Origin of the sequence: Rhodococcus sp. HM1 (assembly GCF_023218075.1) — a bacterium.
In the GTDB taxonomy this organism is placed as follows: Bacteria; Actinomycetota; Actinomycetes; order Mycobacteriales; family Mycobacteriaceae; genus Rhodococcus.
The window spans coordinates 23,927-49,486 of the sequence record NZ_JALPTB010000049.1; the positions used below are offsets into that span (position 1 = coordinate 23,927).

Here is a 25,560-nt window from a genome sequence, read left to right on the forward strand (position 1 = left end):
CCTCTTCCGGCAGCGCGGCTAACGTCGTGATCATGCCTGCGGATGTCACCGTCCCACCGGCCGTCTCCACGCGACTGCCCGCCGCGACCGCCGGGGGGCGACTCGCTTCTGTCCCCCACGTAACCGGAACGGTCCTGGGCGTATTCGCCGTACTGGTGGCCCTGTGGTCGATCTCGCCGACCCTGCGCTACTGGATCCACGTGCCGCGCGAGTACGTCGACACCTACTACTTCGACGCACCGGACACCAGTCTCTCGTACGCGCTGGTCGTCGGTCTGCTCGCGGCGGCGCTGGCCGGACGAAAACGCATCGCCTGGTGGATCCTGACCGTCTACCTCATCGCCTTCACGATCGACAACGCCGTGGTCGCGGTGACCGAGCGCAACCCGAACGCAGTCGTCGCGCTCCTCGTGCATCTCGCCGTCGTCGCGATCCTCATCGCCGCATACCCGCAGTTCTACACGCGGGTCCGGCCCGGAGCGGTGTGGAAGGCACTCGCGGTGCTCGTCGGCGGACTCGCCCTCGGGACCCTGATCGGCTGGGGCCTGGTCGAACTGTTCCCCGGCTCGCTGCCGGGCGACGAACGACTGCTGTGGGCGTTCAACCGCGTGACCGCGCTGACCATCCTCGACAACGACCAGTTCAGCGGTCGCCCAAACGGTTTCGTCAACACCCTGCTGGGCCTGCTCGGCGCGCTGGCACTGCTGGCGGCGGTCGTCGTCCTGTTCCGCTCGCAACGCGCGGAGAACGCGCTCACCGGCAGCGACGAATCCGCGATCCGTGGTCTGCTCGACCGCGACGGGGACGATTCGCTCGGCTACTTCGCGACCCGGCGGGACAAGGCCGTGGTGTTCGCCCCGAGCGGGAAGGCCGCCGTCACCTATCGCGTCGAGGTCGGGGTGTGCCTGGCCAGCGGTGACCCCATCGGCAACCCCGAGGCCTGGCCGCACGCGATCGACGAATGGCTCGCCCTGGCCCGCGGCTACGGCTGGGCGCCGGCGGTGATGGGAGCGAGTCGAGCCGGAGCGACGGCATACAACCGAGCCGGGCTGTCGGTGCTCGAACTCGGCGACGAAGCGATCCTGCACACTTCGGAATTCACGCTCTCCGGCCGGGAAATGCGGCCCGTCCGCCAGGCCGTCGGCCGCGCGCGGAAACAGGGCGTGGCGGTGCGGATCCGGCGGCACCGCGATCTGACGGCGGACGAAATGGCCGAAGTGATCCGGCTGGCGGACGAGTGGCGCGACACCGAGACCGAACGCGGCTTCTCCATGGCGCTCGGCCGGCTCGGTGACCCCCTCGACGGCAACTGCCTGCTCGTCGAGGCGCACATCCACGGCGAGACCGTCGCGCTGCTGTCGCTGGTGCCGTGGGGCACCGACGGCATCTCGCTGGACCTGATGCGGCGCAACCCCTCCGCCCCGAACGGCGTGGTGGAGCTGATGGTGTCGGAACTGGCCACGCACGGCAACGAATTCGGTGTCACCCGAATCTCGTTGAACTTCGCGGTGTTCCGGTCGGTGTTCGAGGAAGGGTCGCAGATCGGGGCGGGTCCGATCCTGCGCCTGTGGCGGTCGATCCTGCTGTTCTTCTCCCGCTGGTGGCAGCTCGAGGCCCTGTACCGCTCCAACCTGAAGTACCGTCCGCAGTGGGCGCCCCGGTACCTGTGTTTCCGTGAGAACCGGGAGCTTCCCCGCGTGGGCATCGCCTCCGCGATCGCCGAGGGTTTCCTCACCGTCCCCAGCTTCCGGCGGCAGAAGGCCGCGCACCACACCGGCACCCACGACCACGCCCCGGCCGCGCTCGCCGAATCCGGGACACTGCACGACGACGGCAGCGCCCCCACCACTGCCGCCGACGTCGCTGCTCCCCCGGTTGCCGCCGCGCCCGTCGGGCCCAGGCGCCCCGAGCAGGTCCGGGTGCGCATGGCGAAACTCGCGCCGCTGGCCGACGCGGGCATCGATCCGTATCCGGTGGCCGTGCGCCCCACCCACACCGCGGTCGCCGCCCACGACGCACCCGTCGGAACGGCGGTTCGCGTCGCGGGCCGGTTGCTGCGGATCCGCGACTTCGGGGGGGTGCTGTTCGCGGTGCTGCGGGACTGGTCGGGCGACGTCCAGCTCCTCGTCGAGCGGGGCGCCGTCGGCGGCCGCAGGTTCAGGTTCGACCTCGGCGACCTCGTCGAGGTCAGCGGGACGATGGGACGCAGCCGCAGCGGGGACGTCGCGCTGCTCGTCGACGACTGGCGCCTCGACGGCAAGTGCCTGCATCCGCTGCCCGACAAGTGGCGCGGGCTCGTCGACCCCGAGGCACGGGTGCGGCAGCGCTACGTCGACCTCGCGATCAATCCCGGCGCGCGGCGGCTGCTGACCGCGCGCAGTGCCGTCGTGCGGTCCCTGCGCGACCAACTCGCCGCGCGCGGCTACCTGGAGGTGGAGACCCCGATCCTGCAGTCGGTGCACGGCGGTGCCAACGCCGCGCCGTTCGTCACCCACATCAACGCCTACGACCTGGACCTGTATCTGCGGATCGCCCCGGAGCTGTATCTCAAGCGGTTGTGCGTCGCGGGCATGGAGAAGGTCTTCGAAATCGGCCGGGTGTTCCGCAACGAGGGCGCGGATTTCAAGCACAATCCCGAGTTCACGATCCTCGAGGCGTACGAGGCGCACAGCGACTACGAGCAGATGCGAGTGATGGCACGCGAGCTCGTCCAGCACGCCGCGGTCGCGGCGCACGGTCGCGAGATCCTGGTCCGGCCCGGTCCGGACGGGAAGCCGGTGGAGATCGACATCTCCGGAGAGTGGCCGGTGAAGACCTTCCACGGGGCGATCTCGGAGGCGCTCGGCGTCGAAATCGACGCGAGCACGCCGGTGGAGGAACTGCGACGGCTGTGCGACGACCGCGAGATCCCCTACAACCCGGCGTGGGACGCCGGCGCCACCGCGCAGGAGATGTACGAGCATCTCGTCGAGTCCCGCACCGAATTCCCGACCTTCTACACCGACTTCCCGACGTCGGTCTCGCCGTTGACCCGGCCGCACCCCACGAAGCCCGGAGTGGCCGCGAAATGGGATCTCGTCGCGTGGGGCATCGAACTGGGCACCGCCTACAGCGAGCTGACGGACCCGATCGATCAGCGGGCCCGGCTCACCGAGCAGTCACTGCTCGCGGCGGGTGGCGACGAGGAGGCCATGGAGCTGGACGAGGACTTCCTCCAGGCACTCGAGCACGCGATGCCCCCGACCGGCGGGCTGGGCATGGGCGTGGACCGCATCGTCATGCTCATCACCGGCGGCAGCATCCGCGAATCGCTGGCCTTCCCGCTCGCCAAACCCCGCGGACGGTGATCGTCGGTTTCACGTGAAACACCGACCTCACCGAGCGATCGCTCGGCCCTCGTGGCACTGTGGCTGTGTGCAGTTGCTTCTGATTCGCCACGCTCTTCCCGTACTCAGCCGGGTCACCGAAGGCCGCGCCGACCCGGCGCTCGCCGAAGAGGGACGGGTCCAGGCCGCCCGCCTCCCCGACGCCCTCGCGCCCTACCGCATCCGCCGGATCTTCAGCAGCCCGCAACGCCGGGCACTCGAAACCGCCGGCCCCCTCGCGGTCGAACGCGACCTCCCGGTCGAGCAGATCGTCGACCTCGCCGAGTACGACTACGACCTCGACCACTACATCCCGTTCGACGACGCCCGCGAGCTCGCACCCGCGGCCTTCGAACGGATCCGTGCGGGGCTGCTGCCCGAATTCGTCGACGAGGAAGCCTTCCGCGCCCGCGTCCTGAGCGGGGTGGACCGGATCGTCGGCGCGTGCGAACACGAGGACACGGTCGCGGTGTTCGCGCACGGGGGTGTCGTCAATGCCGTGCTCCAGGACATCCTCGGTCTCGCGCGACCGCTCGAGTTTCCCCTCGAGTACACCTCGGTGACCCGGGTCCTGGTCTCCCGCAACGGAGCCCGCCGCGCGGCGTCGATCAACGAGACCGGACACGTGCGGGATCTGCTCCGGGTGTGAGCTGCTGTGACGGACGCCACTGCGCCAGAACGGGATTCTGCGAGGTCGCCGTAAGCGAACCTATAAATCGTATGTACAACAGGCATTGTCATCCTGTATAACGAGCACCTGACATGCCGAAGGGTGCGCCCACTGCCTACCCGAGACGCATCCCCCGGGGAAGGATGACGCAATCAATGGGGCAACGAAAGAGCCGCTCCCTCAGCCTGATGAACTGGCGCTTGTCGTACAAGCTCGCCGTCGTGCTCGCGATTCCTCTCCTCGCAGCCGTCGCGCTCGGTGCGCTGCGCGTGTCGACGCAGCTCGACGAAGCACGCCGCTTCGACTCGTTGTCGGAGCAGATGGAAATCATCCCGGTGCTGTTCGACTTCTCGAACACGGTCGTCGCCCCGGCAACCGCCACCAGCCTCGGCCTGGCCATCGAGGAGGAATTCAGCCCCGAGAACGTCACGGCGGCGATCGCCAATGTCCGGAACCTCACGGTCGCAGGTAATTTCGACGCGAGTGTCACGGAGAGGCTGACCACGGTCGCCGACGACGGGCAGGCGCTCTACAACACGATCCAGGACGGCTCCATCTCGCGGGACGAGCTCAAGAAGCGCACCGTCGACTTCCTCATCAAGTGTGAAGCGACCTTCCGCATGCTGCTCGACCTCACCGAGAACACCGAGGTGCTCACCGACGGCACGAACATGCTCACCGCCTGGAACGCCCAGCGGACCATGCTCGACCAGATGACCTCGCTCGCCGTCTTCGCGACCAACCCCGACGCGGCCAAGCTCATGGCGCTCAACGCCCTGAACATCGAGGAAGGCACGCTCGGGCTGCTGCGAGGAACCTCCCTCGACACGGGTCAGGTCGACGTCATGCTCGGGAACGTCGCCCAGAAACGCTCCCTGATCACCAACTTCGTGCCCAGCATCGAGGCCGGACTCGAACTCCGCGACTCCATGCTCGCTGCGTACGCGCCGTATCAGGAAACGAACGACATGGCCATCCAGCGCATGACCGCGACACTGGACCGGCTCACCTCGGACGCACGGTCCGCCGCCATCCGCGACAGCATCATCGTTCTCGCGATCCTCGCGGTCGCGCTCGCGGTCGCGCTCCTGGTGGCACGAGCGCTGTCCGTACCGATGCGCCGCCTGCGTGACGGTGTGCTCGGCGCCGCGAACCACGAACTGCCCGCCGCGATCGCCGCGGTCAAGGACGGCGCGGACGTCACCTCTGTGGAACTCGCACCGATCGATGTGCACACCGACGAGGAGTTCGGTCAGCTCGCCCGCGCCGTGGACTCGATGAACTCCGAGGCGCTGCGGCTCGCCGGTGAGCAGGCGCATCTGCGGCAGCAGATTTCCACGATGCTCGAAACCCTTGCGAGGCGGAACAAGACGCTCGTCGAGCAACAGCTGTCGCTCATCGACTCGCTCGAGTACGAGGAGAAGGACCCGGTCCGGCTGCAGAGCCTGTTCGCGCTCGACCACCTCGCCGCGCGCATGCGACGCACCGGCGACTCGCTGCTCGTGCTCTCCGGCACCCGTCCCCGTACCCGCAGCGCCCCCGCTCCGCTCGGCGACGTTCTGCGCGGTGCGGTCTCCCAGGTCGAGAACTACCAGCGGGTGCGGATCGGCAACACCCCGCACGGGTACCTCGTCGGCAGCGCGGTCTCCGACGTCGTCCACCTGCTGGCGGAACTCGTGGACAACGCGCTGCGGGCCTCTCCGCCGAACAGCACCGTCACGTTCGAGTTCTCCGCCGCGGTCGGTGGCGGTCTGCTGCTCGAGATCGCCGACTGCGGTATCGGCGCCTCCCCGGAGATCCTCAACGAGATCAATTCGCGTCTCGCCGCCGGTGACAGCGCCGAGATCCACGCACCGCGTCAGATGGGTCTGTTCGTGGTGGGTCGCCTCGCGGCCCGCAACGGCATCAGCGTGCGTCTGCGTCCGACCTTCGATTCGGAGACGAACGCGGGCATCACCGCGTCGATCTACTTCCCCGCGTCCCTGCTCACCGACGTGCAGCAGAGCATTCCCGAACCGATGGCGGAGCGCCCGCGACGCCTGCGGTCGCCGGACGAGCCTGCACGGCACGTCGATCAGGCCACCGCGTGGGCCCAGCAGCAGGCGGCACAGCATCAGCAACCGGCCCAGCATCAGCAGCCGATGCCGCCGGGGGCGCAGTGGCCGTCGCAGCCCGGAACGCAGCAGGACCAGTTCCGGAGCGGCCCGATGGACCTCGGGGCACCACCGCGATACGACGACAACCGCTGACGTCGGCGGGTCGCACCCGCCCCGAGCGTCGGTGAACGAAAGCACCGGCAGTCCACGCGACTGCCGGTGCTTTCGTCTTCCCCGCGGTCCTGATGCCCCTGTGGTCCCAGCTTTCCGTCACGCCTGCCAAGATCCGCCGGCCACGGGAAGATGGACACATGACACCGCGTACGTCCCAGATCCGACGCTGGCGCAAAGGCGCGGCCCTGCACCTGCGCCTGCGTGATCTGACCGGGACTCTCGTCGTGGTCACGGGCGGCGGCAGCGGCATCGGCCGGGCCGCCGCGCAGGCGTTCTCGGCGGCCGGGGCGATCGTCGTCGTCGCCGACGTCGACCTCGACGCCGCGCGCGAGACCGTCGAACTCGTGAACACCCCGGACCCGCGGGCCGGGGGTGCCGCGGCGGTGTTCGGCGGCGGCGCCCACGCCTACCTCGTCGACGTGACCGACGAGGAGCAGGTCCAGGAGTTCGCCCGGAAGGTCCGTGAGCGTCACGGCGTGCCGGACATCCTCGTCAACAACGCCGGACTGGGCTTGATCGGATCGTTCGTCGACACGCCGCAGGAAGTGTTCGAGCACATCATGGACGTCAACTTCTGGGGCGTCGTCTACGGGAGCCGCGTGTTCGCGAAGCAGATGATCGAACGCGGCACCGGCGGGCACATCGTGAACGTGTCGTCCGCGGCGGCGTTCATGCCGCAGAAGCGCATCGCCGCGTATGCCACGAGCAAGGCTGCGGTGCTGATGCTCTCCGACTGTCTCCGCGCCGAACTGCTCGAATACGGCATCGGTGTGACCGCGGTGTGCCCGAGCCTGGTCTCGACGAACTTCAACCGCAGCATCGAGTTCGTCGAGCCCAACCCGGAAGTCCGGAAGGCACGGCGCTCACGAACGTCCGCGATATACCGCAAACTCGGCGTCCCGCCCGAGCGGGTCGCGAACGCCATGGTCGCGGCGGTCCGCCACAATCAGCCGATCGTGACGGTCGCACCGGAGGCCAAGGCCCGTAAGTGGATCAGCCGCCTCGCCCCGCGTGCGATGCGGGTCGGTTCGCGGTTCGAAATCGACTGAGGTGGTGTGCCTTTGTGGCGGTCGGAGCCGCCACAAAGGCACACGGGCGGCGGAGCCGCACTACGCCTTTTCTGCGAGCCAGTTCCGCAACCAGGTGGTCGCGGTCGTGCCGCGGCCGTCGACAACGTAGGTGCCGTAGTCCTGGTGCACCTGCGATTCGAAGAACCGGCGGATCTCGTCCTCACGCTCGTCGTTGGCCTCGGGGGTGATCTGCAACTGCAGGGTCGGGAGCCCGCCCGCGGACATGATGTCGTTGTACAGGCCCTCCGCCTGGCGCTGGTAGTCGCCGAAACGATCCGGGTTGCTGCCGGCCGCGACCGCGAGGAAACCCGCCAGGCGCGTGACGAAGTCGTCCTTCGGTGTCGAGCAGTACAGGTCGCCGACCGCGCAGATCGTCCGCACGTTCGGGGTCACGAATCCGAAGCCGCCGAGGCGGGCGCCTCCGGCACCGTTACCGGCGACCGGCGGGCCGACCAGGATGTCGGTTTCGGAACGTCGCGGATCCGAGAGCAACCCGACCGCGACGAGCCGGTGCGGCGGCACCACCCCGAGTCCCGTCCCGATCTCCGCGGCGAGATCGCCTGCGGCGTCGGCACCCTGGCTGTAGCCGACGAGAGCGAAGCGGGTGGAGGCGCACTGCGCGGCGGTCGCCGCGATCAGACCGCGCGCATTGTCGACGGCACGCTGACGGGACGCGGCGTACACGTCGCCTTCCCACGGGAACGCGGTCGCCGGATACTGCACGTAGTCGACACGCGTGCCCGGGGGCAGGCCGGTGGTGACGGCGGCGAGCATGCCGTTGCCGCGCGCCGGATCCGGAGTGCTGGACGTCTCCCACGTCCCCGGCACCGCGACGACGTTCAGCGTCGGACACCACCCCGGATCTGCTTGTGCCACAGGTCCTGTCATGACCGACGCCAGCACGGTTCCCACTGCTGCCGTCAGCATCGTCAACATTCGATTCAGCCTCAACGCGGCTCCCCCTGTCGACTCGTTCGCTGAGTTCGGGCCGATTGTCCCGACCCGACATGTCACGGCCGTGAACACGACGTGACCCGGAATGTCATTCGCGGATTACGGTTACCGGACCTCCTCCGATGTTCGTGACGAACACGTTCCCGGTTCCGTAGTCGAGGGTGTTCCCCACGACGCTGCGGTCGACGACGCGGGCCTGGGCGCCCGCCCGGTGCACGACCGTGACGGCCGGGCCGAACAGGTTCGTGACATAGACGTTGCCGGTGATCGGGTCGGTCACGACCATGCCGGGCGGCGCGGGGATCTCCGCGGGCAGCGGCCCGTCGGCGGCGTTCCAGTCCGCAACCGTCACCGAGCCGGCGCCGATGTTCGTGACGAACACGCCACCGCGCCCGGCGTCGAGAATCAGTTCCGGAATCCCTTCGGGCGCAGGTTCGTGCACCGCGGCAGGGCCCGGGGCGATCCAGCGGCGGTTCACCGTCACCGCGCCCACACCCACGTTGGTGACCGCGACGTTGCCGACACCACCGTCGACCCGCATCTCGACCGGCGCCGCGGAAACGGTGGTGCGGCCGTCGACGCGTCCCACCGGTCGCGTCACCGAGACCGTGCCGGGTCCCAGGTTCGTGATGCACGCGTTACCGGCGCCGCCGTCGAGTCCGAGGAGGCGGAAGTCCTCGAATCGGGAGATCGGTGCGACCGGGTCGCCGCCGTCCACGACCACCGGTCCGCCGAGGTTCTGCACGCAATCGCCGGAGGTCGGATCGGCGGCGTCGGCCGAGGCGGGCGCACCGGTGACCACGGCCACGGCCGCCGCACCGAGCAGGGTCACCGCACCCGACAGTGACCGCTTCGTGATCCTGTGCCTCTCGGTCATGCGCTCGAGGATAACGGCCCGGTGACCGAACGGCCTGCAAAACGATCAGGGCGCGTCCCCGGGATTCCCGGGTACGCGCCCTGATCGGCGAGTTGCTACCTCAGCGCTGCGGCATCGTGCTGGTGGTGATCGGTGCGGGAAGCGCCGTTGCTCCCTCGAGGTACCGATCGACCGCCGCCGCGCAGGAGCGGCCCTCTGCGATGGCCCAGACGATCAGGGACTGACCGCGGCCCATGTCGCCGGCGACGAACACGCCGTCGACGTTGGTGGACCACTCGGTCGAGCGGGCGACGTTGCCGCGCTCGTTGAAGTCCACCCCGAGATCGGTGAGCAGGCCCGGCTTCTCCGGGCCGACGAAGCCCATCGCGAGAAGAACCAGGTCGGCCTCGAGCTCGAAATCCGTGCCTTCGACCTTCTCGAAGCGCCCGGCGACCATCTTCACCTCGTGCGCCTTGAGGGCCGTGACCTTGCCGTCGACACCGACGAATTCCTCGGTGTTGACGGAGAACACGCGCTCGCCGCCCTCCTCGTGCGCGGACGACACCCGGTACATCAGCGGGTAGGTCGGCCACGGCGTCGATTCGGCGCGCTGCTCCGGCGGACGCGGCATGATCTCGAACTGGTGCACGCTTACCGCGCCCTGGCGGTGCGAGGTGCCCAGGCAGTCGGCGCCGGTGTCGCCACCGCCGATGATGACGACCTTCTTGCCCTTCGCGTTGATGGGCGGCAGGCCGTTCGCGTCGGTGATCGCGTCGCCGAGCTGCACCCGGTTCGCCTGCGGCAGGAACTCCATCGCCTGATGGATGCCGTCGAGTTCGCGACCCGGGATCGGCAGGTCGCGGGCGACGGTGGAGCCGCCGGCGAGGACCACCGCGTCGAACTGCTCGCGCAGTTCGTCGGCGCTGATGTCCACGCCCACGTTCACGCCCGGCTTGAAGATGGTGCCCTCGGCCTCCATCTGCGCCAGACGGCGGTCGATGAAGCGCTTCTCCATCTTGAATTCCGGGATGCCGTAGCGGAGGAGGCCGCCGATGCGGTCCTCGCGCTCGAACACCGTCACGGTGTGGCCGGCGCGGGTGAGCTGCTGCGCTGCAGCCAGACCCGCGGGACCGGAACCGACGACCGCGACCTTCTTGCCGGTCAGCTTCGACGGCGGAACGGGGACGACGCGGTTGTCCTCGAACGCCTTCTCGATGAGCTCGACCTCGACCTGCTTGATGGTCACCGGGTCCTGGTTGATGCCCAGGACGCACGACGCCTCGCAGGGGGCCGGGCACAGCCGCCCGGTGAATTCCGGGAAGTTGTTGGTGGCGTGCAGACGCTCGATGCCGTCGTTCCACTTGCCCTTGTACACCAGGTCGTTCCACTCGGGAATCAGGTTCCCGAGAGGACAACCGTTGTGGCAGAAGGGAATACCGCAGTCCATGCAGCGGCTCGCCTGGACCTGGAGGGTGTCACGAGAGAAAGGCTCGTACACCTCCTTCCAGTCGAGGAGCCGCAGCGGAACCGGCCGGCGAACCGGCGTTTCACGCGAACCGTGCTTGAGGAAGCCGCTTGGATCACCCACGAGCCGCCTCCATGATCGCCTCGTCAACGTTCGCACCACGAATGGTGGCGTCCTTGATTGCCATGAGTACCTTCTTGTAATCGCGAGGCATGGCCTTCGCGAAATGGCTGACCTGCTGCGACCAGTCGGCCAGGATGCGGGCTGCGACCTCGGAGCCCGTCTCGTCACGATGCCGCTCGATGACACCCTTGAGCCAGGCGAAGTCCTCGCCCTCGAGGTCTTCGAGATCGACAAGTTCTGTATTGAGGTTGTCCTCGAAATCGCGATCGGGGTTGTACACGAACGCGACACCGCCGGACATACCCGCACCGAAGTTGCGGCCCGTCTTGCCGAGGATGACGACCTTACCGCCGGTCATGTACTCGCAGCCGTGGTCGCCGACGCCTTCGACGACGGCCGTGGCACCCGAGTTGCGGACCGCGAACCGCTCGCCCGCGATACCGCGGATGAGCACCTCGCCACCGGTGGCACCGAACAGGATGACGTTGCCGGCGACGATGTTGTCCTCGGCGACGAATCCCGGTGCGGCGGTGTGCGGCGGGCGCACGATGATGCGGCCACCCGACAGGCCCTTGCCGACGAAGTCGTTGGCATCGCCGAACAGCCGGAGCGTGATGCCCTTGGGCACGAACGCACCGAAGCTGTTACCGGCCGAACCGGTGAGGGTGATGTCGATCGTGTTGTCCGGCAGGCCCTCTCCGCCGTACACCTTGGTGACCTCGTGGCCGAGCATGGTGCCGACGGTGCGGTTGACGTTGGTCACCTGCGTCTCGATGACGACCTTCTCGCCGCTCTCCAGCGCGGGCTGCGCCTTGGCGATCAGCTCGTTGTCGAGCGCCTTGTCCAGAGCGTGGTCCTGCTCCTTGGTGCAGTGCAGGTCCTGCTCCGGGAAGATCGGCGAGGTGACCTTGGTCAGCAGCGGCGACAGGTCCAGCTTCGACGCCCGGTAGTGCTCGACGGCCTTCGTGGTGTCGAGGAACTCGACCTGGCCGATCGCCTCGTCGAGAGTGCGGAAGCCCAGCTCGGCGAGCAGCTCACGCACCTCCTCGGCGATGAAGAGCATGAAGTTCTCGACGAACTCCGGCTTGCCGGTGAATCGCTTGCGCAGCACCGGGTTCTGCGTCGCCACACCGACGGGGCAGGTGTCGAGATGGCACACGCGCATCATGATGCAGCCGGACACCACCAGCGGAGCGGTCGCGAAACCGAACTCCTCACCACCGAGCAGCGCCGCGATCATCACGTCACGGCCGGTCTTCATCTGGCCGTCGACCTGCACGACGATGCGGTCGCGCAGACCGTTGAGCATCAGCGTCTGCTGGGTCTCGGCCAGGCCGATCTCCCACGGCGCACCCGCGTGCTTGAGCGAGGTCAGCGGGGAGGCACCGGTGCCGCCGTCGTGACCGGAGATGAGCACCACGTCGGCATGCGCCTTGGAGACACCCGCGGCGACGGTGCCGACACCGAGCTCGGACACCAGCTTCACGTGGATCCGGGCCTTCGGGTTGGCGTTCTTCAGGTCGTGGATCAGCTGCGCGAGATCCTCGATCGAGTAGATGTCGTGGTGCGGCGGCGGCGAGATCAGGCCGACGCCCGGCGTCGAACCGCGCACCTCGGCGACCCACGGGTACACCTTGTGCGGCGGAAGCTGGCCGCCCTCACCGGGCTTGGCACCCTGCGCCATCTTGATCTGGATGTCGGTGCAGTTGGTCAGGTAGTGCGCGGTGACACCGAAGCGACCGGACGCGACCTGCTTGATGGCGGAGCGCCGCCAGTCGCCGTTCTCGTCCGGCGTGAAGCGCGCCGGATCCTCGCCGCCCTCACCGGAGTTGGAGCGGGCGCCGAGACGGTTCATGGCGATCGCGAGGGTCTCGTGGGCCTCGGCGGAGATGGAGCCGTAGCTCATCGCGCCGGTCGAGAACCGCTTGACGATCTCGGCGGCCGATTCGACCTCCTCGATCGGCACCGCCGGGCGCAGGCCCTTGCGGAACTCGAACAGGCCGCGCAGCGACGCCAGCTGCTTCGACTGGTCGTCGACGAGCCGGGTGTACTCCTTGAAGATCGAGTACTGGCCGGTGCGGGTGGCGTGCTGGAGCTTGAACACCGTGTCCGGGTTGAACAGGTGGTACTCGCCCTCGCGGCGCCACTGGTACTCGCCGCCGACCTCGAGCTCACGATGCGCGTGCTCGGACGGGCGATCCAGGAACGCGGCAGCATGCCGGACCGCGACGTCGTGTGCGATCTCGTCGAGGCCGACACCGCCGAGCTGCGACTGCAGGCCGGTGAAGTACTCGTCGACGAGTTCCTGGGACAGGCCGATCACCTGGAACAGCTGCGCACCGGTGTAGGACGCGAGCGTGGAGATGCCCATCTTGGACATCACCTTCAGCACACCCTTCGAGGCGGCCTTGATGTAGTTCTTGATCGCCTTCTCGAGGGTCATACCCTCGGGCAGGTCACCGTTCTGCAGCAGCTCGTCGATCGTCTCGAACGCCATGTACGGGTTGACCACGGCGGCACCGAAACCGCACAGCGCGGCGATGTGGTGCACCTCGCGGGCGTCGCCGGCCTCGACGAGCAGCCCCGCCTGGGTGCGGGTCTTCTCGCGGACGAGGTGGTGGTGCACCGCGGAGGTGAGCAGCAGCGACGGGATCGGGGCCATCGTCTCGTCGGACTCGCGGTCCGAGAGCACGATCAGGCGGGCACCGCCCGCGATCGCCTCCGACACCTGGCTGCGGATCGAGTCGAGCGCGGCCTTCAGGCCCTCGCCGCCGTCGGCGACCTTGTAGAGGCCGCGGATGATGACGCTGTTGAAGCCCGGGAACTGCCCGTCGTCGTTGACGTGGATGAGCTTCTGCAGGTCGTCATTGTCGATCACGGGTGCGGACACCAGGATCTGACGGCACGAGTCGGCGGTCGGGTTCAGCAGGTCGCCCTCGGGGCCGAGCATGCCGCCGAGGCTCGTGACGATCTCCTCGCGGATGGCGTCGAGCGGCGGGTTGGTCACCTGGGCGAACAGCTGCTGGAAGAAGTCGAACAGCATCCGCGGACGCGACGACAGCACCGCGATCGGGGTGTCGGTGCCCATCGAGCCGAGAGCTTCGCCACCGGTGGCGGCCATCGGCTTGACGAGGAGGTTGACCTCTTCGTTGGTGTAGCCGAAGACCTGCTGACGCAGCACGACACGCTCGTGCGACATGTAGGTGTACTTGCTCGGCGGCAGATCCTCGAGCCGGGCGATGCCCTGGTCGATCCACTCCTGGTAGGGGTGCTCGGACGCGAGCTCGTCCTTGATCTCGTTGTCGTCGATGATGCGACCCTGCGCGGTGTCGACGAGGAACATGCGGCCCGGCTGCATGCGCATCTTGCGCACGACCTTCTCCGGCGCGATGTCGAGCACGCCGACCTCGGAGGCCATGACGACGAGGCCGTCGTCGGTGACCCACACGCGGGACGGACGCAGGCCGTTGCGGTCGAGCACGGCGCCGACGACGGTGCCGTCGGTGAAGCACACCGACGCCGGGCCGTCCCACGGCTCCATGAGCGCCGAGTGGTACTCGTAGAACGCCTTGCGCTTCGGATCCATGCTCTCGTGGCGTTCCCACGCCTCGGGGATCATCATGAGCACGGCGTGCGGGAGGCTGCGGCCGCCGAGGTGCAGCATCTCGAGCACCTCGTCGAAACGCGCGGTGTCGGACGCGCCTTCGGTGCAGATCGGGAAGATCTTGTCGAGCTTGTCCCGGCCACCGAAGATCTCGGACTCGATGAGCGCCTCGCGGGCACGCATCCAGTTCGCGTTGCCCGTGACGGTGTTGATCTCACCGTTGTGTGCGACGCGGCGGAACGGATGCGCCAGCGGCCACGACGGGAACGTGTTGGTGGAGAAGCGCGAGTGCACCAGGCCCAGGGCCGACTCGACACGCTCGTCCTGCAGGTCGAGGTAGAAGCCCTCGAGCTGCGGGGTGGTGAGCATGCCCTTGTAGACGAACGTCGACGGCGACAGGCTCGGGAAGTACACGGTCTCGCTGCCGGGACCGTCCTCGCCGGGACCCTCGTTGCCGAGTTCGTGCTCGGTGCGCTTGCGCACGACGTAGGCGCGGCGCTCGAGCTCGAGCCCGGTGAGGGTGCGGGCGCCGGAGGCGATGAAGATCTGCCGGAACGTCGGCATGGCGGACTTGGCCATCGAGCCCAGGTCCGAGTCGTCGACGGGGACCTCGCGCCAGCCGAGGACCTCGAGGCCCTCCTCCGCGACGATCTTGTCGACGGCCGCCTGCGCGGCGTCGGCTGCAGCAGCGTCCTGGGGCAGGAACGCGATACCGGTCGCGTACGCACCGGCTTCGGGCAGCTCGAAGTCGACGACTTCACGGAAGTACCGGTCCGGGACCTGGATGAGAATGCCGGCACCGTCGCCGGTATTCGTTTCCGCACCCGCCGCGCCGCGGTGCTCCAGGTTCACGAGCGCGGTGATCGCCTTGGAGACGATGTCACGGCTCTTACGGCCGTGCATATCGACGACGAAAGCGACGCCGCAGGAGTCGTGCTCGTTCGCCGGGTGGTAGAGCCCTTGAGGCCCGGGAAGATGCTTCATACCTAGCCTTCGTTGCATGTGATAGCACCGACGACCAGCAGCGCTGATGGCCATCTACTTGCTGTGAGCAAGTACCGACACGAGGTGGATCGGCACCGATTACCGTCAGTATCCGCCCTTCCGCGACGATGCGGGTGCCTTTTTTTCGGCAGCTCGGGCCCTGGATCTTCCGGCCGGTGGGGACGTTGTGCGTCCACCGTCTCGGACAGACGATATGTCAACCATGCGGGTGTAATGCAAGGAAGGCTGCCCTACCTATCCCCTGAGCTGCGGTGATGTTTCGTTAACACGGCCGTAGCGCGGCGGTGACACGACGAAACGGAGCAGAACCGCCGCTCACAACAGCGACCCGAGTACCCGGCGGATGCCCTCGCGCGGGTCGGAGTCGTCGTCCGATGTGAGCCGATGCAGGATCACCCCGTCGAGATAGTCCATGAGCACCCGCGCGAACAGCTCGGCGTCGTCGGTCCCGACTCCCAGCGCCGTGAGCATGCCCGTTCCCCAGGCGCGCAGTTCGTCGCGCCGCAGCTGCACTGCCGTGCGCAACTCCGCGACCGAGGCCGCCTCGACGAACAGCGCGTAGCGAGCCCGGGTGCGCACCACATCGGGTCCGGTCGCGGTGAGCACGTAGCCGACCAGCAGCTCCACGAGTTCGTCGGCGGTCCGCGGCGCCGGCCCGACCAACGCGGCCACGTCGGCACGGTCGCGGTCGACGAGTCGGTCGAGCACGCCTTCGAGCAGTGCGCGCCGCGTGCGGAAGTAATTGGACGTCGAACCGGCCGGGACACCCGCGGTCGCGTCCACACCCCGGTGGGTCAGGCCGCGCATTCCTTCTCTGCCGAGCAGGTCGATCGCCGCGTCGAGGACGGTGCTGCGTTTGTCGGACACGCTGTGACATTACACCTCGGCACTACAACAGTAGTGACAGGGCACTACAGATGTAGTAGGGTCGAGCCATGACCACTCCGAGGAGCGGGAAAGCAGCGGTACTGGGCGGCGGCATCGGCGGTCTCACCGCCGCGAACACGCTCCTGCGCCACGGCTGGCACGTCGACGTGTTCGAACGCTCCGCCGCGCTACCGGAATCCGGTACCGCGCTGGGGCTGTGGCCCGAGGCCCTCGACGCCCTGGAGACCGCCGGCCTCGGCGGCGCCGCGGAGTCGCAGGGTGTGCTGCAGACATCGGGGACGTTCCGCCGGTGGGACGGACGGGTCATCGCGCGGTTCGAGGGGATCCGCCGACCCGCGGTGCTGCTCTCGCGTCCGGCCCTGCTCGGTCTCCTCGCGGGCGGCGTTCCGTCCGGAACGATCCGTTTCGGCCGGCCGGCGCCCGCACCCGGCGACCTCACCGGCTACGACGTCGTGATCGCCGCGGACGGCATCGGCAGTCCCACCCGCGACCTTCTGTTCGGGGACGCATACCGGCCCCTGTACACCGGGCTGACCGCGTGGCGCGGCTGGGTGGCCGGTACCACCGACGACACGAGCGAAAGCTGGGGGCCGGGCGCGCTCTTCGGCATCACCCCGCGCGACGGCGACCTCACCAACTGGTTCGCCGCCGTCCGCGCCCCTGCCGGATCCACCGGTGGCCTCGACGACGTGCGCGAGCGTTACCGGCACTGGCATCCCGCGGTGCGCGACGTGCTCGACCGCGTCGAGCCGGGCACGGTGCTCCATCACGACCTGTACGAGTCGCCGAGGCTGCCGTCCTACGTGCGCGGCACCGTCGCACTGATCGGCGACGCCGCACACGCCATGGCACCGAACCTGGGACGCGGCGCGTGCGAGGCGATGGTCGACGGAGCCACGCTCGCGACCCTGCTCACCCTGCATCCGGTGCCGGACGCGCTCCGCCGCTACGACCGCGAGCGCCGCCGCCGCACCCAGCGGCTGGTGACGGCCTCGCACCTCATGAGCCGGATCGGCACCGCGCACCGCGCGACCGGCATCCGCGACGCGATCCTCGCCGGTGCGGCGCGGTTCGCCTGAGGAGCCCCCGGACGACCGCCGAAAAAATCCGGCCGGCGCGCGGAACCATTCGGTTCGCCGATGCGTCCAATCCCCCCGAGTAATCCAACTGCGATGTCGGGAGGGGTCGAATGGACAGATCGAAGTCCACACCAGCGCGCCGGGGGCGGTCGCTCCGCCGGATGACGGGCTGCGCGACGCTCGCGGTGGGCGCATCCCTGATGGGGGTGTCCTGCTCGGGTGGCGAACCCGGGGACGCAGCACCGGCCGAGGCGGCCGAGCAGTATCGGCCGCCCGAGCAGATCCAGGGCGCGACCGTCGTGTGGTCGGCAGAGCCCGGCGTCTACCTGCAGGACGAATACGGCAAGCTCGTGCGCGCCGCCGAGGAAGCCAGGTTCGTCGCCCGCTACGTGGGCATCGAGAACTCCTATCCCGGATTCGCGGCAGCACTCGATCCCGCCTCCGCGGGCATGATCACACCGCTGCCGGACCGGCAGCCCGTCGGGACGCTCCGCGCGCACGTCCTGTCCATCACACCGACCGGCGCCGGTTTCGAGGCTGCCGTGTGCACGGAGCGGTCCGAGCTCGCGGAGAAGTGGCCCGACGGGCGATATCACTTCACGAAGACGCCGGAGATCGAGGCCGTCGTCCGGTTCGCGCGAACCGCGTCGCCCGCGGAAGCCATCGAACCGGCGGCGGCGGACGCGGCGGCGGATTCGAAACAGACGTCGAGCCAACGACAATGGCAGTCCCCCGCGACCGATCTGTTCACCGGATCCGGATGGACCGTCGACTTCGCCGCCGACCCGGCCGGCACCCGGGAGCGGTGCCAGGCGTGGGGTCGCAGCATCCAGACGGAGAGAACCGACACCGACACCAGCGCCACTCCCCCGCGTGTGTTGCCGGCCCTCCCCGGGTGGTGACCCGAACGAGCAGCCTCCGTGTTCCCCCGAAATCGGCCGCGCCGTGCCGGATGCGCCCGTAGCCTTCCGGCATGGCCCCGGAAACCGAGAGACACGGTGAAATCGAGGGACGCGACGGAATCGAGGGACACGGCGGCGATCTCGCCGCGGCGGTGGCCCACGCCCACGGTGTCCGGACGATGTTCACCCTGTCCGGCGCACACGTGTTCCCGCTGTACGACGCCGTCGTCAAGGGCGAGTCGCCGATGCGGCTGATCGATGTCCGGCACGAGCAGACCGCGGTGTTCGCCGCGGAGGCCACCGGGAAACTCGAACGCCACCCCGGGCTCGCGGTCCTCACCGCGGGCCCGGGAGTCACGAACGGCATCAGCGCCGTCACCCAGGCGCACTTCTCCGGATCGCCCCTGGTGGTGCTCGGCGGACGCGCACCCAACGCCCGCTGGGGAACGGGCAGCCTGCAGGAACTCGACCAGCCGCCGCTGCTGCACACCGTCACGAAGCTGTCCGAGACCGCGCGCACCGTCGACCGGATCGTCCCGACCGTGGACGCCGCATTCACCGCGGCCGGTTCGTCGCATCGCGGACCGGCGTTCGTCGATTTCCCCATGGACGAACTGTTCAGCCGCACTACGACGAAAATAGCTTCGCCCCAACATGTTCGGCTCGATCCCGACCCCGATTCGCTGGCCGAGATCGCCGTCCTGCTGGCCGCCGCGTCACGACCGCTCGTGGTGTTCGGCACCGACGTGTGGGCGGACGGAGCCGAGGCGGCCGCGCTGCGGTTCGTCGAGGAACTCCAGGTCCCCGCCATCACCAACGGCATGGGTCGCGGCACGGTCCCCGGCGGGCACCCGCTGCTGGTGACGAAGGCGCGCGGGACCGCCGTCGGCACCTGCGATCTGGCGATCGTCGTCGGAACGCCGTTGGATTTCCGGCTCGGTTACGGCCGCTTCGGGGGTCGGGACGGGGCACCCGACGCGCAGGTCGTTCACATCGCCGACAGCCCGGGGCAGGTGTCGGCGCACGCGAGCCTCGCGGGCTCGGCGTCCGGCGACCTCACCTCGTGCCTGGACGGAATCCTCGCCGCACTGCCCGCCCGGCCCCACACCGACGACTGGGTGAACCTGCTGCGCAGCGAGGTCGACGCGGCGACGGCCCGGGATGCGGTGTTGCTCGGCGCAGATTCCGACCCGATCCACCCGGCCCGCGTCTACGGCGAGCTGCTGCCGCGACTGGCCGACGACGCGGTCGTCATCGGCGACGGCGGCGACTTCGTCTCGTTCGCAGGCAAATTCGTCGAGCCGAAGCGGCCCGGCCAGTGGCTCGATCCGGGCCCGTACGGGTGCCTCGGCGCCGGCCTGGGCGCGGCGATCGCCGCGCGCATCGCGCGCCCGTCGAGCCAGGTGGTCCTGTTGCTCGGCGACGGCGCCGCCGGCCTGTCGCTGATGGACGTCGACACACTCGTCCGGCACAAGCTGCCGGTGGTGATCGTCGTCGGCAACAACTCGGCGTGGGGGCTGGAGAAGGGACCCATGCGGTTGCTGTACGGCTACGACGTCGCCGCAGATCTGGCGCCGGAAACCCGGTACGACGAGGTGGCGACGGCACTCGGTGCGGTCGGTGAACTGGTCCGTGACCCACGGCAGATCGGGCCGGCGCTGGATCGGGGTTTCGCGGCGGACGTTCCGTATCTGATCAACGTGCTGACCGACGTCGAGGCCGCGTATCCGCGTGCGACAACGGGGATCTGACGAAAAATACCACTCAAATAACAACTGACCGCAGCGATTGATTCAGCTGCGGTCAGCGGTATCGATACGGTAACAGGTGCCCTCCCGACGACGGAACCTGATGACCCGTGAAGTGAGTCACACCTAAGTTTGTGGGCTCGGCTTCCGGGTACGGCCTACCGGATTCCCTCCCAGAGCACGCGCATGTCGGCGCCCGGATCCTCCAGCTGCCCGGACTCCGCGCCGAAACACATCACCGTGCGGGACTCGCCGTACGGACTCCAGCCGGGCCCGCCCGTGCTCACGAACGACACCCACGCCCGGTGCATGTCGTCGGCCAGCACCTGCGGCGGATGCGGTCCGGTGAGCCGCTGGGCGCCGTCGGCCGCGAGGTTGTCGAACGTGAAACCGAGCTCTAGCGCATGGGTCGCCCCCAACCGGCCCTCGAACAGGCTCGACGGCCACTCGAACCGATACACGTAGGTGGACAGGAGCTGCACCGTGCGTGCCTCCGCGACACGCAGCGCCGGGATGAGGAACATCCAGTCACCGAGGACCGCGGTCATCAACTGACCCGGCGTCGCATCCGGCCGCGACTCCCGGTAGGCGGCGAGGGCGGCCTCCACGTCGAGTCCGTACGCGCCCACCATCATCCGCAGCACGTTCTCGTCGATGCCCTGATCGACACCACCCGGCACGAGGAACAGGCTGTACTCGTCGGCGTTCGTTCCGATCAGGACATCGACGTCGGACGACGCGCCGGCCACGATCCGGTCGATCGGCCGCCCGGGCAGCACCGCCCCGTCGACACACGGTTCGAACGGCATCGAGTCGGCGGCCACCTCGCCCCACTGCTGCGGGTCGGGCTCGGCGAGGATCCGGCGGGCCAGCGCCTCCTGCGCCTCCACCAGGTCGGCGGGGTCGATGCCCGCGAAGCCGTCGTGGGTCGGTTCGACCCCCAGGTCCTCCGCGAGCGCCGCGGAGATCCGCTTGGCCGTGGCAAGGGACATCGCGGAGTGCCCCGCGCCGCTCTGCGCGATCGCGCGCCGGAACAGGCCCTCGGCATCCGGCATCGCCACCAGCGACATCACGCTCATCGCCCCCGCCGACTCGCCGGCGACGGTCACCAGGTCCGGGTTGCCACCGAAGGCGGCGATGTTCTCGCGCACCCAGCGCAGCGCCGCGACCTGATCGAGCAGACCCCGGTTCGCCGGAGCGCCCTCGAGGTACGCGAAGCCTTCGGCGCCGAGCCGGTAGTTGATCGACACGAACACCACACCGTCGCGCGCGAACGCACCGCCGTCGTAGAGCGGCACCGCGCTGCTGCCGTGGACGAATGCACCACCATGGATCCACACGAGCACCGGCAACGACATTTCGAGGTCGGGCGTCCAGATGTTGAGGGTGAGGATGTCCTCGCCCGGAATCGAGACCTCCGACAGCAGCCGGTCCAGCGGCGGACGGTAGGGCGGTTTCGGCGCGGTCGGACCGAACTCGAACGCGTCCCGCACCCCGTCCCAGGGCTGTGCGGGTGCGGGCGCCGCGAACCGCAGATCGCCGAACGGCGGGGCCGCGTAGGGGATCCCCTTGAACACGGAAATTCCGCTGCTGGTCGTCCCACGCACCCGCCCCAGCGTTGTCTCGACGATGGGCTCCATCCGTGGCTCCTCGCGACCGTTTCGGTTTGGCGACGTCATCTTTGCATCCCGACCGGCACGGGGTCGGGAGAACGTCGGGGCGACCCGAAGATTCGCTCGAGGCGCCGCAACATCAGGACCGTGACGAACGGCAGCACCACCAGACTCGCATAGATCGACAAGCCCAGCACCCCCACGAGACACAGGCGCAGCGTGCTCAGGTGGTCGAGATTCGTGAGTTCCTCGCTCGCAATGCCGGTCGCAGGCACGAACAGGAACAGCACCCCGGCCGCCGACAGCCACCGATAGCGATGCCCGGTGGCGGCCAGCAGACCGCCGGGAACCATTGCAGCCGCATAGAGCAGCACGATGAACAGCGACCCGCCCCACGAGAAGCCCGGCTCTCCCCCGACCGCAAGAGTGGCCGCACGCATCAGGATTCGTGACACGACACCGACCAGCACCCCGGCTGCCAGAGCCGACGACAATCCCACGATCAGCGCACGCACCATGCGTCCCCCCCAGACCTACGACGAGCGCTCATGCTAACCGGACACCGGAATTCGCGCGCGGCTTAGCACTTCCCGGCGACCGAAGCGTCAGGGGACCCGCTCGGGTTCCCGCGGCACGGTGAACACCCGATCGACGACGGGCCGCAACACGACGATCGCCGTCGTCACGATCAGGACCCCGAGAGCGAAGCCGGACAGCACGTCGTGCGCGTAGTGCACGCCCACCATGAGACGGGAGAAACCGAGGAGTACAGCGACGGGCGCCGCGAACCAGAAGATGCGGGGTACCGCGAGAATGCAGGCGGTCGCGAGGGACGCGGCGATCACCGAATGGTTCGACGGCCACGACCAGTCCCCGATCGCAGGGCACTCGAGGACCGTGGTCACGTTCGACGCCCGGCACGGACGGGGTTCGGTGATGACCAGTTTCACGGCCTCACTGGTCAGGTACGCGACGACCGCACCGGCTCCGCCGGCGACGAGCGTCCCGAAGGCCCGGCGATCACGCTGCCACGTCCGGACGGCCAGGACCGCGAACGTCGCGACCAGGACGAGGGGTCCCTTCTCCGCGACGACGGCGGCGAGCGGTGCGAGGGGTGAGGGCCCGATCGTGCCGGCGACCGCGCGATAGACGGAGTCCCTGAGCGGGACGGCGACAAGGGCGAGGAGGGCCAGGGAGACGGCCGTCGCAAGCGCAGCGGCGAGTGTCGACCGGGTGACGTGTGCAGGTCCGGGCGGTGAACCCTCCTCGAAATTCATGACACGACGCTACCGAGTCCCTGCACGGGTCGCAGAAGCCCGGCCGGTGGGTCCCGGGCCGTGCCAGGTCAGAAGCTCAGGTCGTCGCCACCCGGCCCGGGGTCGAGCGTGGGGTCGTGATCACCCGGATCGAGGCCGTCGTGGTCGAGGTCTTCGACGACGGTCCAGCCGTAGTCGCCGTGCGGACCGAGCGGGTCCGTGTCGGTGTCGTCGCCGAGCAGAATCGAGTCGGCGCCGAGGTCGTCGTCACCGATGTTGTCGATGTCGTCGTCGGGAATCAGATCGAGGCCGATTTCCGGAGTGTCCGGATCCGTGGCGATCTCGAGGATGCGATCCCACAACTCCTCCAGCAACACGGGGATCGTGTCGTTGCGATCCAGGCCGAGCATCTCCCACAACGACGGATCCTGTTTCCCGGTCATCGCTCCCCCCTTTCCCGATGCCACACGAGACCCCGCGGTGCAGGGTCCGCACGGACACCCTGGTGCAGTCGTACGGATGAACGCGGTCGCATTCACATCTCGGGTTCGATGCGCGGGACATCCGGAATGTTCCCGACCGTTGCGAACCAATCCGACCGCCAAGATCCTTGGGGTGATCTGCGTCACATTCCCGACTGCGTCGACCCGGTGCCAGCTGCGGTTTCCCCACCCGAACGCGGTCGCGGCGAAAAAGTCGGCGCTGCACCGGAACCTTCCCGCGGCTCGGCCCCTCCTATCTGCAACACCCGACGAGCGAAAGGCAGCACCGACATGGCGAACCGCGACTCCTTCTCCGACGTCATCGGCTCGAGCACCACGAGTCGCCAGGACTCGCAGTCCACGACGAGCGACCGCTCGGACTCCTCCTACGGCAACAACTCGTCCTTCGACAGCGACGCCTCCTACGGCTCGTCCTCGGCCGCTCAGGAAGGCTCGACCAGCTACGAGTCCTACGAGCGGTACGAGCGGTACGAGACCTCCGGCTCCTCCAGCTCGGACTCGTCCTACGGTTCCTCGGCGGCCTCCGGCTCGGATTCCTCCTACGGCAATCGCTCGTCCGCCTCCGATTCGTCCGACAGCGCGTCGTCGGCCTCCGCCTCGAACAGCAACGCGGTCAGCACGGGCTCCACCTCGACCGACAGCCTCGGCGCCGGCCGGCCGGTCCTGCTCGACGAGTTCACCGATCCCGACGGCGCCCTCGTCCAGGAGTACGACACCGACGGCGACGGTATCGCCGACACCGGACTCGTCGACCTCGATGCCGACGGCACCGTCGATCTGATCGGGATGGACACCGACGGCGACGGTCTCGTCGACGCCAACGCCGTCGACATCGACGGTGACGGCACCTTCGACGCAGCCGTCTTCGATTTGAACGCAGACGGTTCGGTCGACGCGACGGTGGACCTGCACACCGGTGCGGTCGACTTCGACGGTGACGGAGTCGCCGACGACTACGTCGACACCAGCGCGTTCGATTCCGGTGCGTCCTCGGGCGGGGACCACTCCGACCTGGTTTGACACCCCGACCCATCCGAACCCGAGGAGTTCCCCGTGGCCGCTTCGACCGATCCGTTCGGCGTGGACCTGTCCGCACTCGACACCGCATCCGGCACCGGAAGCTCTTCCGTCCCGCCCGATTCCGATCCGATCCCGGCAGTACCGCCGTCGGCCTCGCTGGGGTCCCTGGCCGAGGGACTGCGGACGCAACCCGGAACGGCCGCAACGGAATCCGAACCATCCGCGCCTCCGCTGGGTTCGCTGACCGACCAGCTGCGCTCGCCCGAGTCCCTCCCCGGATCCGAACCTGCTGCGCCGCAACGGAGCTCCGTTCCGGTGCCGTCCCCGGACTCGCCGAACGCGCAGGATCGGATCCACACCGGCTACGGCACGGTCGACGCACCGCGGGACGGCGAGCTGTCGTCGACCACAGTCACCCCGGACGGTGTCGTGCAGACCGCGAACGACCTGAACGGTGACGGCGTCGTGGAATCGGTCGAGGTCGAGCTCGCCGACGGAAACCGCGTGGTCTACGGGGACACCGACGGTGACGGTACGGCCGACGAGAGCTACACGTCCGCTGACGGCATCGTCGATCCGGCCTGAGCCGATCCGACCCGAGTGCAAAGGGGCACACACCATGGTGACCGGTGAGAACATCGACGATCTCATCGCGGCGGCGGATGTGGCCGCCGACGATCGGGAACGTGGCGTAGCGGTCGAGCGTCTGGCCGCGCTCGGCGTCGAACGTCTCGATGCACCACCCGGCATTGCGTTCGATCCGACGCTGCATCGCGCGGTCTCGCTCGTCCCGGCGTCCTCACCGGCCGACGAGAACACGATCGACGCGACGGTGCGACCCGGGTGGCGCCTCGGGCCGGACATCCTGCGGTTCGTCGAGGTGGCCGTGAAGGTTCCGCCGTCGCGCTGCGCGCAGCAGCGATAAGCGGCGGGCGACAACCGATCCTGCGGACGCCATCCGGCGCGCTATAGGCTCCGCACGGTTGTCGCGCCGGCAGGGCGTGGCAGATCAGAACTCCGAGAGGGAAAGCGAAAGATGAGCTGGGTCCTGGCGGTCGACTTCGGCACCTCCAACACCTCCGCCGCACACCGCATCGGCCCGGACCGGGTCGAATCCCTGCCGCTGACCCACACCAGCAACCTGATGCCCTCCTCGGTCTACCTCGACC

The 25,560-nt window shown here is 68.7% G+C and carries 20 protein-coding genes; 11 read left to right on the forward strand and 9 right to left on the reverse strand.

Features of this window, described 5'->3' with window-relative positions; all coding sequences use genetic code 11:
• Positions 1-32 precede the first annotated feature (32 nt).
• The 4 genes from lysX to M1M07_RS22460 all read left to right on the forward strand — a co-directional run bounded on the left by lysX (position 33) and on the right by M1M07_RS22460 (position 7,354).
• Positions 33-3,347: a bifunctional lysylphosphatidylglycerol synthetase/lysine--tRNA ligase LysX gene (gene lysX / locus M1M07_RS22445; RefSeq protein WP_248675569.1), complete on the forward strand. Its 3,315-nt coding sequence runs from the start codon at positions 33-35 to the stop codon at positions 3,345-3,347.
• A gap of 67 nt (positions 3,348-3,414) precedes the next feature.
• Complete coding sequence (locus tag M1M07_RS22450) at positions 3,415-4,014, forward strand: histidine phosphatase family protein (protein ID WP_197252336.1); 600 nt, start codon at positions 3,415-3,417, stop codon at positions 4,012-4,014.
• A 176-nt stretch (positions 4,015-4,190) separates the two neighbouring features.
• Positions 4,191-6,284 carry a sensor histidine kinase KdpD gene (locus M1M07_RS22455; RefSeq protein ID WP_197252335.1) on the forward strand — a complete coding sequence of 698 codons (2,094 nt, stop codon included), beginning with the start codon at positions 4,191-4,193 and terminating at the stop codon, positions 6,282-6,284.
• A gap of 158 nt (positions 6,285-6,442) precedes the next feature.
• Positions 6,443-7,354 (forward strand): SDR family NAD(P)-dependent oxidoreductase, encoded by a 912-nt coding sequence (locus M1M07_RS22460; RefSeq protein WP_197252334.1) that lies wholly within the window; start codon positions 6,443-6,445, stop codon positions 7,352-7,354.
• A gap of 60 nt (positions 7,355-7,414) precedes the next feature.
• On the opposite strand, the gene M1M07_RS22465 is transcribed toward M1M07_RS22460, so the two are convergent.
• Positions 7,415-8,263, reverse strand: coding sequence for a cutinase family protein (locus M1M07_RS22465; RefSeq protein ID WP_197252333.1), 849 nt, complete (start codon positions 8,261-8,263; stop codon positions 7,415-7,417).
• Between M1M07_RS22465 and M1M07_RS22470 the strand changes: the two genes are divergently transcribed.
• The gene (locus M1M07_RS22470; RefSeq protein ID WP_197252332.1) at positions 8,262-8,408 is read left to right on the forward strand and encodes a hypothetical protein; all 147 of its coding nucleotides are present in this window, start codon (positions 8,262-8,264) and stop codon (positions 8,406-8,408) included. The two genes, M1M07_RS22465 and M1M07_RS22470, sit on opposite strands and share 2 nt — an antisense overlap.
• Positions 8,409-8,417: 9 nt before the next feature.
• On the opposite strand, the gene M1M07_RS22475 is transcribed toward M1M07_RS22470, so the two are convergent.
• From M1M07_RS22475 to M1M07_RS22490, 4 genes are all read right to left on the reverse strand, one after another.
• Positions 8,418-9,206 carry a YncE family protein gene (locus M1M07_RS22475; protein WP_197252331.1) on the reverse strand — a complete coding sequence of 263 codons (789 nt, stop codon included), beginning with the start codon at positions 9,204-9,206 and terminating at the stop codon, positions 8,418-8,420.
• Between the two features lie 100 nt (positions 9,207-9,306).
• Complete coding sequence (locus tag M1M07_RS22480) at positions 9,307-10,773, reverse strand: glutamate synthase subunit beta (RefSeq protein WP_248675570.1); 1,467 nt, start codon at positions 10,771-10,773, stop codon at positions 9,307-9,309.
• Positions 10,766-15,361: a glutamate synthase large subunit gene (gene gltB / locus M1M07_RS22485; RefSeq protein ID WP_197252330.1), complete on the reverse strand. Its 4,596-nt coding sequence runs from the start codon at positions 15,359-15,361 to the stop codon at positions 10,766-10,768. Before gltB ends, M1M07_RS22480 begins: the two co-directional genes overlap by 8 nt.
• A gap of 336 nt (positions 15,362-15,697) precedes the next feature.
• The gene (locus tag M1M07_RS22490; RefSeq protein ID WP_197252329.1) at positions 15,698-16,249 is read right to left on the reverse strand and encodes a TetR/AcrR family transcriptional regulator; all 552 of its coding nucleotides are present in this window, start codon (positions 16,247-16,249) and stop codon (positions 15,698-15,700) included.
• Positions 16,250-16,317: 68 nt separating this feature from the next.
• Here M1M07_RS22490 and M1M07_RS22495 point away from each other — a divergent pair, with 68 nt between their 5' ends.
• The 3 genes from M1M07_RS22495 to M1M07_RS22505 all read left to right on the forward strand — a co-directional run bounded on the left by M1M07_RS22495 (position 16,318) and on the right by M1M07_RS22505 (position 20,002).
• The gene (locus M1M07_RS22495) at positions 16,318-17,349 is read left to right on the forward strand and encodes an FAD-dependent monooxygenase (RefSeq protein WP_248675571.1); all 1,032 of its coding nucleotides are present in this window, start codon (positions 16,318-16,320) and stop codon (positions 17,347-17,349) included.
• A 110-nt stretch (positions 17,350-17,459) separates the two neighbouring features.
• Positions 17,460-18,251 carry a hypothetical protein gene (locus M1M07_RS22500; protein ID WP_248675572.1) on the forward strand — a complete coding sequence of 264 codons (792 nt, stop codon included), beginning with the start codon at positions 17,460-17,462 and terminating at the stop codon, positions 18,249-18,251.
• Positions 18,252-18,322: 71 nt separating this feature from the next.
• The gene (locus tag M1M07_RS22505) at positions 18,323-20,002 is read left to right on the forward strand and encodes an acetolactate synthase (RefSeq protein WP_248675573.1); all 1,680 of its coding nucleotides are present in this window, start codon (positions 18,323-18,325) and stop codon (positions 20,000-20,002) included.
• Positions 20,003-20,157: 155 nt separating this feature from the next.
• Here M1M07_RS22505 and M1M07_RS22510 read toward each other — a convergent pair whose 3' ends face one another.
• The 4 genes from M1M07_RS22510 to M1M07_RS22525 form a co-directional block, all read right to left on the reverse strand.
• On the reverse strand, positions 20,158-21,639 hold the full coding sequence (locus tag M1M07_RS22510; protein WP_248675574.1) for a carboxylesterase/lipase family protein: 1,482 nt from the start codon (positions 21,637-21,639) through the stop codon (positions 20,158-20,160).
• A gap of 35 nt (positions 21,640-21,674) precedes the next feature.
• Positions 21,675-22,130, reverse strand: coding sequence for a hypothetical protein (locus M1M07_RS22515; RefSeq protein ID WP_248675575.1), 456 nt, complete (start codon positions 22,128-22,130; stop codon positions 21,675-21,677).
• 87 nt (positions 22,131-22,217) lie between these two features.
• Positions 22,218-22,889 carry a phosphatase PAP2 family protein gene (locus M1M07_RS22520; RefSeq protein ID WP_197257729.1) on the reverse strand — a complete coding sequence of 224 codons (672 nt, stop codon included), beginning with the start codon at positions 22,887-22,889 and terminating at the stop codon, positions 22,218-22,220.
• Between the two features lie 68 nt (positions 22,890-22,957).
• Complete coding sequence (locus tag M1M07_RS22525; protein WP_248675576.1) at positions 22,958-23,311, reverse strand: hypothetical protein; 354 nt, start codon at positions 23,309-23,311, stop codon at positions 22,958-22,960.
• A gap of 330 nt (positions 23,312-23,641) precedes the next feature.
• On the opposite strand from M1M07_RS22525, the gene M1M07_RS22530 reads away from it, so the two are divergent.
• The 3 genes from M1M07_RS22530 to M1M07_RS22540 are packed head-to-tail and all read left to right on the forward strand — an operon-like array spanning position 23,642 to position 25,316.
• A complete protein-coding gene (locus tag M1M07_RS22530) occupies positions 23,642-24,391 on the forward strand; it encodes a hypothetical protein (RefSeq protein WP_197257733.1) in 750 nt (249 codons plus the stop codon).
• Between the two features lie 33 nt (positions 24,392-24,424).
• Positions 24,425-24,976, forward strand: coding sequence for a hypothetical protein (locus M1M07_RS22535; protein ID WP_248675577.1), 552 nt, complete (start codon positions 24,425-24,427; stop codon positions 24,974-24,976).
• A 34-nt stretch (positions 24,977-25,010) separates the two neighbouring features.
• Entirely contained in the window at positions 25,011-25,316 is a 306-nt protein-coding gene (locus M1M07_RS22540) for a nucleotide exchange factor GrpE (protein ID WP_197257738.1), read from the forward strand.
• Positions 25,317-25,560: the final 244 nt, after the last annotated feature.

What these genes read in the sequence shown, in the direction of transcription:
- gltB (WP_197252330.1), bottom strand. Translation starts at nt 15,361, where the DNA reads ATGAAGCATCTTCCCGGGCCTCAAGGGCTCTACCACCCGGCGAACGAG.
- lysX (WP_248675569.1), top strand. Translation starts at nt 33, where the DNA reads ATGCCTGCGGATGTCACCGTCCCACCGGCCGTCTCCACGCGACTGCCC.
- M1M07_RS22470 (WP_197252332.1), top strand. Translation starts at nt 8,262, where the DNA reads ATGACCGACGCCAGCACGGTTCCCACTGCTGCCGTCAGCATCGTCAAC.
- M1M07_RS22500 (WP_248675572.1), top strand. Translation starts at nt 17,460, where the DNA reads ATGGACAGATCGAAGTCCACACCAGCGCGCCGGGGGCGGTCGCTCCGC.
- M1M07_RS22515 (WP_248675575.1), bottom strand. Translation starts at nt 22,130, where the DNA reads ATGGTGCGTGCGCTGATCGTGGGATTGTCGTCGGCTCTGGCAGCCGGG.
- M1M07_RS22495 (WP_248675571.1), top strand. Translation starts at nt 16,318, where the DNA reads ATGACCACTCCGAGGAGCGGGAAAGCAGCGGTACTGGGCGGCGGCATC.
- M1M07_RS22475 (WP_197252331.1), bottom strand. Translation starts at nt 9,206, where the DNA reads ATGACCGAGAGGCACAGGATCACGAAGCGGTCACTGTCGGGTGCGGTG.
- M1M07_RS22525 (WP_248675576.1), bottom strand. Translation starts at nt 23,311, where the DNA reads ATGACCGGGAAACAGGATCCGTCGTTGTGGGAGATGCTCGGCCTGGAT.
- M1M07_RS22530 (WP_197257733.1), top strand. Translation starts at nt 23,642, where the DNA reads ATGGCGAACCGCGACTCCTTCTCCGACGTCATCGGCTCGAGCACCACG.
- M1M07_RS22455 (WP_197252335.1), top strand. Translation starts at nt 4,191, where the DNA reads ATGGGGCAACGAAAGAGCCGCTCCCTCAGCCTGATGAACTGGCGCTTG.
- M1M07_RS22465 (WP_197252333.1), bottom strand. Translation starts at nt 8,263, where the DNA reads ATGACAGGACCTGTGGCACAAGCAGATCCGGGGTGGTGTCCGACGCTG.
- M1M07_RS22520 (WP_197257729.1), bottom strand. Translation starts at nt 22,889, where the DNA reads ATGAATTTCGAGGAGGGTTCACCGCCCGGACCTGCACACGTCACCCGG.
- M1M07_RS22540 (WP_197257738.1), top strand. Translation starts at nt 25,011, where the DNA reads ATGGTGACCGGTGAGAACATCGACGATCTCATCGCGGCGGCGGATGTG.
- M1M07_RS22505 (WP_248675573.1), top strand. Translation starts at nt 18,323, where the DNA reads ATGGCCCCGGAAACCGAGAGACACGGTGAAATCGAGGGACGCGACGGA.
- M1M07_RS22460 (WP_197252334.1), top strand. Translation starts at nt 6,443, where the DNA reads ATGACACCGCGTACGTCCCAGATCCGACGCTGGCGCAAAGGCGCGGCC.
- M1M07_RS22510 (WP_248675574.1), bottom strand. Translation starts at nt 21,639, where the DNA reads ATGGAGCCCATCGTCGAGACAACGCTGGGGCGGGTGCGTGGGACGACC.